The organism is Kocuria sp. KRD140 (assembly GCF_017168375.1).
GTDB classification, from domain to species: Bacteria; Actinomycetota; Actinomycetes; order Actinomycetales; family Micrococcaceae; genus Kocuria; species Kocuria marina.
On sequence record NZ_JABFAW010000001.1, the window covers coordinates 166,104 to 171,421 of the forward strand.

6 protein-coding genes are annotated in these 5,318 nt (G+C 68.4%); 1 reads left to right on the forward strand and 5 read right to left on the reverse strand.

Annotation, left to right across the window (positions count from 1 at the left end):
• Window position 1 precedes the first annotated feature (1 nt).
• Complete coding sequence (locus J1M36_RS00710; protein ID WP_144996796.1) at window positions 2-1,321, reverse strand: M20/M25/M40 family metallo-hydrolase; 1,320 nt, start codon at window positions 1,319-1,321, stop codon at window positions 2-4.
• 211 nt (window positions 1,322-1,532) lie between these two features.
• Here J1M36_RS00710 and J1M36_RS00715 point away from each other — a divergent pair, with 211 nt between their 5' ends.
• On the forward strand, window positions 1,533-2,039 hold the full coding sequence (locus tag J1M36_RS00715; protein ID WP_231885618.1) for a GNAT family N-acetyltransferase: 507 nt from the start codon (window positions 1,533-1,535) through the stop codon (window positions 2,037-2,039).
• A gap of 236 nt (window positions 2,040-2,275) precedes the next feature.
• Here the strand turns inward: J1M36_RS00715 and J1M36_RS00720 are convergent, their stop codons facing one another.
• From J1M36_RS00720 to J1M36_RS00735, 4 genes are all read right to left on the reverse strand, one after another.
• On the reverse strand, window positions 2,276-2,722 hold the full coding sequence (locus J1M36_RS00720; RefSeq protein ID WP_206478311.1) for a pyridoxamine 5'-phosphate oxidase family protein: 447 nt from the start codon (window positions 2,720-2,722) through the stop codon (window positions 2,276-2,278).
• A 134-nt stretch (window positions 2,723-2,856) separates the two neighbouring features.
• A complete protein-coding gene (locus J1M36_RS00725; RefSeq protein WP_098055516.1) occupies window positions 2,857-3,666 on the reverse strand; it encodes an SOS response-associated peptidase in 810 nt (269 codons plus the stop codon).
• Window positions 3,667-3,697: 31 nt separating this feature from the next.
• Window positions 3,698-4,420 carry a lipoate--protein ligase family protein gene (locus J1M36_RS00730; RefSeq protein ID WP_064846977.1) on the reverse strand — a complete coding sequence of 241 codons (723 nt, stop codon included), beginning with the start codon at window positions 4,418-4,420 and terminating at the stop codon, window positions 3,698-3,700.
• A 131-nt stretch (window positions 4,421-4,551) separates the two neighbouring features.
• A complete protein-coding gene (locus tag J1M36_RS00735) occupies window positions 4,552-4,986 on the reverse strand; it encodes a hypothetical protein (protein ID WP_207387829.1) in 435 nt (144 codons plus the stop codon).
• Window positions 4,987-5,318 lie beyond the last annotated feature (332 nt).

Genomic DNA, 5,318 nt, shown 5'->3' on the forward strand with positions numbered 1-5,318 from the left:
CTCAGTACGTGCGCAGCAAGCGGTCCAGCACACGCGAACCGAACTCGAGCGAGGCCACGGGCACGCGCTCGTCCACGCCGTGGAACATGCCCGTGAAGTCCAGTTCCGGAGGCAGCTGCAGCGGGACGAATCCGTAGCCGGTGATCCCGAGCGTGGCCAGGGACTTGTTGTCGGTGCCCGCGCCGAGCATGTAGGGCAGCACCACGGCGTCGGGGTCCTCGGCCTGCAGCGCGTCCACCATGGCGTCCACCACGTTGCCCGAGAACGGGACCTCCAGCCCGATGTCCTCGAACTCGGCCTCGAAGCGCACCTTGTCACCCGCGAGCTCCTGGAGCTTCTCCATCACCAGATCACGCTGATCCGGCAGGAACCGCACGTCCACGGTGCCTTGCGCGGTCCCGGGGATCACGTTCGTCTTGTACCCGCCGTCGAGCATCGTGGGGTTCGAGGTGTTCTGCAGGGTCGCCCCCACGAACCGGGCCACATCCCCCAGTTCGCGCAACAGCCGCTGCGGGTTCTCCGGATCGAACTCCACGCCGGTCAGCTCGGTGACCTCGTCCAGGAACGCGCGGGTGGTCTTGGTCAGTTCCACGGGCCACGTGTACTGCCCGATGTTCGCCATGGCGCGGGACAGGTGCGTCACGGCGTTGTCCTCGTGCAGCCCGGAGCCGTGCCCGGCCTGGCCCTGCGCGATGAGCTTCAACCACAGCAGGCCCTTCTCCGCGGTCTGCAGCAGGTAGGCCCGCTTGCCGCCGATGTTCGCGGAGAACCCGCCCACCTCGCTCAGGGCGTCCGTGACACCGTCGAAGACCTCGGGATGTTCGCTCACCATCCACTTGGAGCCGTAGCGCATCCCGGCTTCCTCGTCCGCGAAGAACCCGAAGACGATGTCCCGCTCGGGCACGGTTCCCGTGCGGCGCATGTGGCGCAGCACCGAGAGCATCATGGCGTCCATGTCCTTCATGTCCACCGCGCCGCGGCCCCAGATCATCCCGTCCCGCACCTCCCCCGCGAACGGGTCCAAGGACCAGTCCTGCGCCGCGGCGGGGACCACGTCCAGGTGGCCGTGCACGAGCAGCGCGTCCGCGCTCGGGTCCTTGCCCTCGATACGGGTGAACACGTTCGCGCGGCCCGGGGCGGACTCGAAGTACTGGGCCTCGAGGCCCACCTCGTGGATCAGCTCGGCCACGTACTCAGCCGCCGCACGCTCGCCCTTGGCCTCGCCACTCGCGTAGTTGCTCGTGTCGAAGCGGATCAACTCGCGGCAGATCCGGGCGGTCTCGCCCTCCGGTGTGGAATCGGTCTGGGGGTTCTCGGTCATGGTTCTCGCTCTCCTCACTAACGCCGGACGGTGGCCTCCGGGCTGCGGTCCCCGCATGGGACGACGACGCCGCTCGCGCCCACCGCGGTGCCGTGGTCCGGGGCTCGGACGGGCCTGCCCCTCCACCGTAGTACGCCCGTGGAAACCGGGGTCTTCTCGGTTACGCTGAGGGGCAAGAACTACCGTGTGCACCGATGACCCATGGGAGGCCATGATGACTGGAACCATCACGCTGATCGCGCGGACCGAGCTGACCCCCCGGGAGCTCACGGCCACGAGCCGTTCCGTGACGGACGAGGACACCGCCGCGCTCGCCCGGTTGCTCCGGGAGGCCTACGGCTCCGGGACCGTGGGCACGCAGGAGGACGCGGAGACCACGGTCCGGGACGCGTTCCGGGGTGAGTTCGGCCCGTTCCTGCAGGAACAGTCGCAGGTGATCGAGGATGAGGACGGCAACCCCGTGGCCGCGGCCATCGTGCTTGAGCGCCGCGATGACCCGCACCTGCCGGACGTGCCGTACCTGTTCGAACTTTTCACGGCGTCCTCGCACCGCCGGCGCGGCTTGGCGGAGCAGCTCGTGCGCCAGGTCATGACGTCCCTGCACGAGAACGGCTACCACGAGGTGTGCGTGCGGATCCCGGAGGACAACTCCGCGGCGCTCGCGCTCTACCTCACGCTCGACTTCAACCGCTGGATCCCAGAGCAGGACGAACTCTGACGGTGCTGCGGCTGTTCGGGACGCAGCTGCCCGGAACCGAGCCGTCCCAGACCGACCCGCCTAGAACCGAACCGTTCTGAACCGGATGCAAGAGACCCGGATCGCCTGAGGCGACCCGGGTCTCTTGCTGCGGATGGATGCACTGCATGTCGTGGAACGGATCGGCGTCCGCCGAGCGCACCGGCGCCCCTCCGTGACGCGCCCGCGCCATCGTTCGACAGCGAGGGGCGAACCCGTCAGCGCAGCGTGAGCTCGTCGCTGCGCGGCGGGACCTGGGATGCGTCCGTGCGCGTGGCCCAACGCACCGTGATGTCCAGGACCCGCAGGTTCTCGGGATCGTTCGTATCGGTCGCACCCGGGTGCTGTGCCGCGAGCGTCTGACCGGCCGGAGCGGCGTCGGCCCCTTCAAGGACCCTGGCCTCTCCCTCGAGCTGCACCTCGTGCGTGCCGTCGCGCATCACGACCATGGACACGCGCGGGTCGGACGTGATGTTGGAGAACTTCCGGGACTTGGTGTTGGTCCCGAAGACGATGTGTCCGTCGTCCGTGGCAGCCACGTGGACGTACGCGGATTCGGGATATCCCGTGCCGCTGTTGCTCGCGAGCACGCCGGCTCCGGCGGAGCGGATGAAGTCGATCAGCCAGCGCGTGTCATCGGTCAGGGTGTTGCCCAGTTCAACCATGTCTACCCCCGGTTATCGTCGGTGTGTGGTGCGTCGGTGCACCGTCTCCACCATAGGCAGAGGGCCGAGGTCTTGCGGTGCGGCGGGCCGCACCGAGGACATTCACCGGGGTTGTGACACGCCCCCGGCTGCGGTTACAGCAGGGTCTGCAGGGGTTCCACGAGGTACTCCCCCTGGGACTTCACCGACCCCACGTCCGTGCTCACGGCATGCATGCGCCACTGCGCGGCGACCTCCAACGCGCCAGCCACCGCGCGGTCCACCAGTTCCGGGGCGTGGTCCTTGTCCGGGGTGATCCATTCGCGCGCGAACGCTTCGGTCATGCCCATGGGCAACCGGTTGTGCAGGGCTCCCAGCGCGGCGAGGTGCGAGTTCTCGTCGTGCGCGTCCGGGGCCTCGCGCGTGAGGATCGAACACGAGAGCAACCACCGGCCCGCGTCGTCCTGCGCGTTCTTGCCCGGCCGGGTCTGCTCGGCGCGCGCGAGGTCCGCGGCGTCGTCGGGAACGTGCCACCACTCGTAGATCCCGGCGAACCAGATCGGGGAACCGTCCTCGGGGTGCACGAAGTACGGTTGCTTCTTCCCGCGCCCGGACTCCGGGGCCTTCCACTCGTAATAGCCGTCCGCGGGGATCGCGCAGCGCCGGGCTTTGACCGCGGCCCGGAAGGACGGTTTCTCGGTCACGGTCTCCGAGCGGGCGTTGAACATCTTGGAACCGATCGACAGCTCCTTGGCCCACGAGGGCACGAGGCCCCAGCGCGCGGCGTGGATCTCCGGGAGCAGCTGACCGTCCGGTGAGAGCCGCTCGAGCAGGATCGGGACCGTGTGCGTGGGAGCCACGTTCCAGTTGGGTTCCACGCCCCCGGCAATCGAGTCGTCGACCTGCGCGTCGAAGGGCAGTGCGAGCTGGCCCGGGGTCCGGGCGATCACATAACGACCGCACATGGTGTTCTCCTCCCGCGACGGGTTGTCGGTCCTACCGCGATCCGCTCACGGGGCCGTACCCCATGTAGGACGAGTATCGGTCGTACACGCTCATGAGCGCGGCCTCAACCTCGGCGACCGTGGTGCCCGGTCGGACGTCCGCGACGCACCCGGCGGTGGCCGGTTCCCACGACACACCCAGGCACGAATACACGTCCTCCAGGACGCTGCGCAACGGCTCGGCTACCTCGATCACGAGCACCGTGGAGAAGTACCACGCCCCGGCCACGACACGCTGCGCGGTACCGGCGAGTTTCACCGGTTGGTTCGGATCCGCCGCTGTCCCCGGTGCGTGCACGCTGTACTCCCCCGCGCAGTACTCCCCCGGGATCTCTCCCACCTGGGCCGGGATCTCGAGTTCCTCGAGCGCTGCGACCACCATGTCCCCGAACAGGCGGTACCGGTCCTGGATACCCGTCTTAGGATCCGGATCCGGTTCCACGTGATCGATGACCAAGCAACCCCCGTGGTACGCGGCCGCACGGCCACCCACGCGGCGCACGAGCGGGGTGAACGCGGCGTCGAGCGCGGCCTGACGGGCCCGGGGGAACCCGGGGTTGAGTTCGTCGCGGCGACCGAAGGCCACCGTGGGCCGCGGTTGGTACACGCGCAGCACGGGTTCGGTGGCACCACCGCGCGCGGCGTCGAGGATGGACAGGGCGCGGCGGTAGTCCTGTTCGGCGCCCAGGGACTCGCGCTGACGTATGAGTTTCATGCTGGCGCCAACTCTAGTGCAGCGGGGCCCGCTCGGACCCCGGACGCGGCGGCACGGGCGGGTCCGTTCCCCACAACTCCTCGCTCACCCGGCCGGACGTGGCACGCGTTAAGTCGACGACGTTTGGAGCATCACGCCGCGGAGGTGGTCAACCGCGCGGCCGGACGGGGCGGGGTGATGAGCGCAGTGGCCATGCGGCTCTCCTCGGCCGCGGTGACCGGACCGTGAGCGGCGGCAGCTACCATCGCGGTCTTGAGCACGTGGTGGTTCGCAAGCAGATCCGTGGAGTTGCCCAAGGAACGCAGCACCCGCCACGACATGGCCACACCGCCGCGCGAGACGTAGCGATTGACGTAGCGCACGGCGGCGTTCCACCGTTTGCGCTGGTCACGGGTGAGTTCCGCGCCCTCTTCCTGTTCCTGCAGCCACGCACGAGCACCCACGAACACGCGGGACACCAGTTCACGTTCGAACGGTTCCACCGTGCCGGCTCCGCGCATGAGCTGGTTGAGCGTGCCCAGCTCGGCGACCGAGAGCACTGATTTGACGGACGATTTTGCGCGCATCACGTTCAAGCCCCCTACGAAGATCTCCCGTGGCGAGTGCATGACTGTGCAGTTCTTCACGGTTGTCGATCGTGCCCCCACCAACCCGGCGTTCCCCCCGGAACGCCTGAGGGTTGGCGGGAAACCTCTCCCCTTGCGGCTCCAGCCTAGGAAGAGCGGCCACGTGATGACAGCCGCACATTGGGGGACGCACCCGCGTGCCACCCGCTCTTCATTCCACGGCCCATTCCACGGCTTTGTTTCCCGCACACTCCCACCCAACACGCCCCCGCACCCCCCTTTGCTTCGCGGCGAGCGCACTGCACAACATCTGCTGTCTCTTATACCCATCT

Excerpts from the sequence above, each read along its gene's own strand:
- J1M36_RS00710 (WP_144996796.1), bottom strand. The coding sequence starts at position 1,321 with ATGACCGAGAACCCCCAGACCGATTCCACACCGGAGGGCGAGACCGCC.
- J1M36_RS00715 (WP_231885618.1), top strand. The coding sequence starts at position 1,533 with ATGATGACTGGAACCATCACGCTGATCGCGCGGACCGAGCTGACCCCC.
- J1M36_RS00720 (WP_206478311.1), bottom strand. The coding sequence starts at position 2,722 with ATGGTTGAACTGGGCAACACCCTGACCGATGACACGCGCTGGCTGATC.
- J1M36_RS00725 (WP_098055516.1), bottom strand. The coding sequence starts at position 3,666 with ATGTGCGGTCGTTATGTGATCGCCCGGACCCCGGGCCAGCTCGCACTG.
- J1M36_RS00730 (WP_064846977.1), bottom strand. The coding sequence starts at position 4,420 with ATGAAACTCATACGTCAGCGCGAGTCCCTGGGCGCCGAACAGGACTAC.
- J1M36_RS00735 (WP_207387829.1), bottom strand. The coding sequence starts at position 4,986 with ATGCGCGCAAAATCGTCCGTCAAATCAGTGCTCTCGGTCGCCGAGCTG.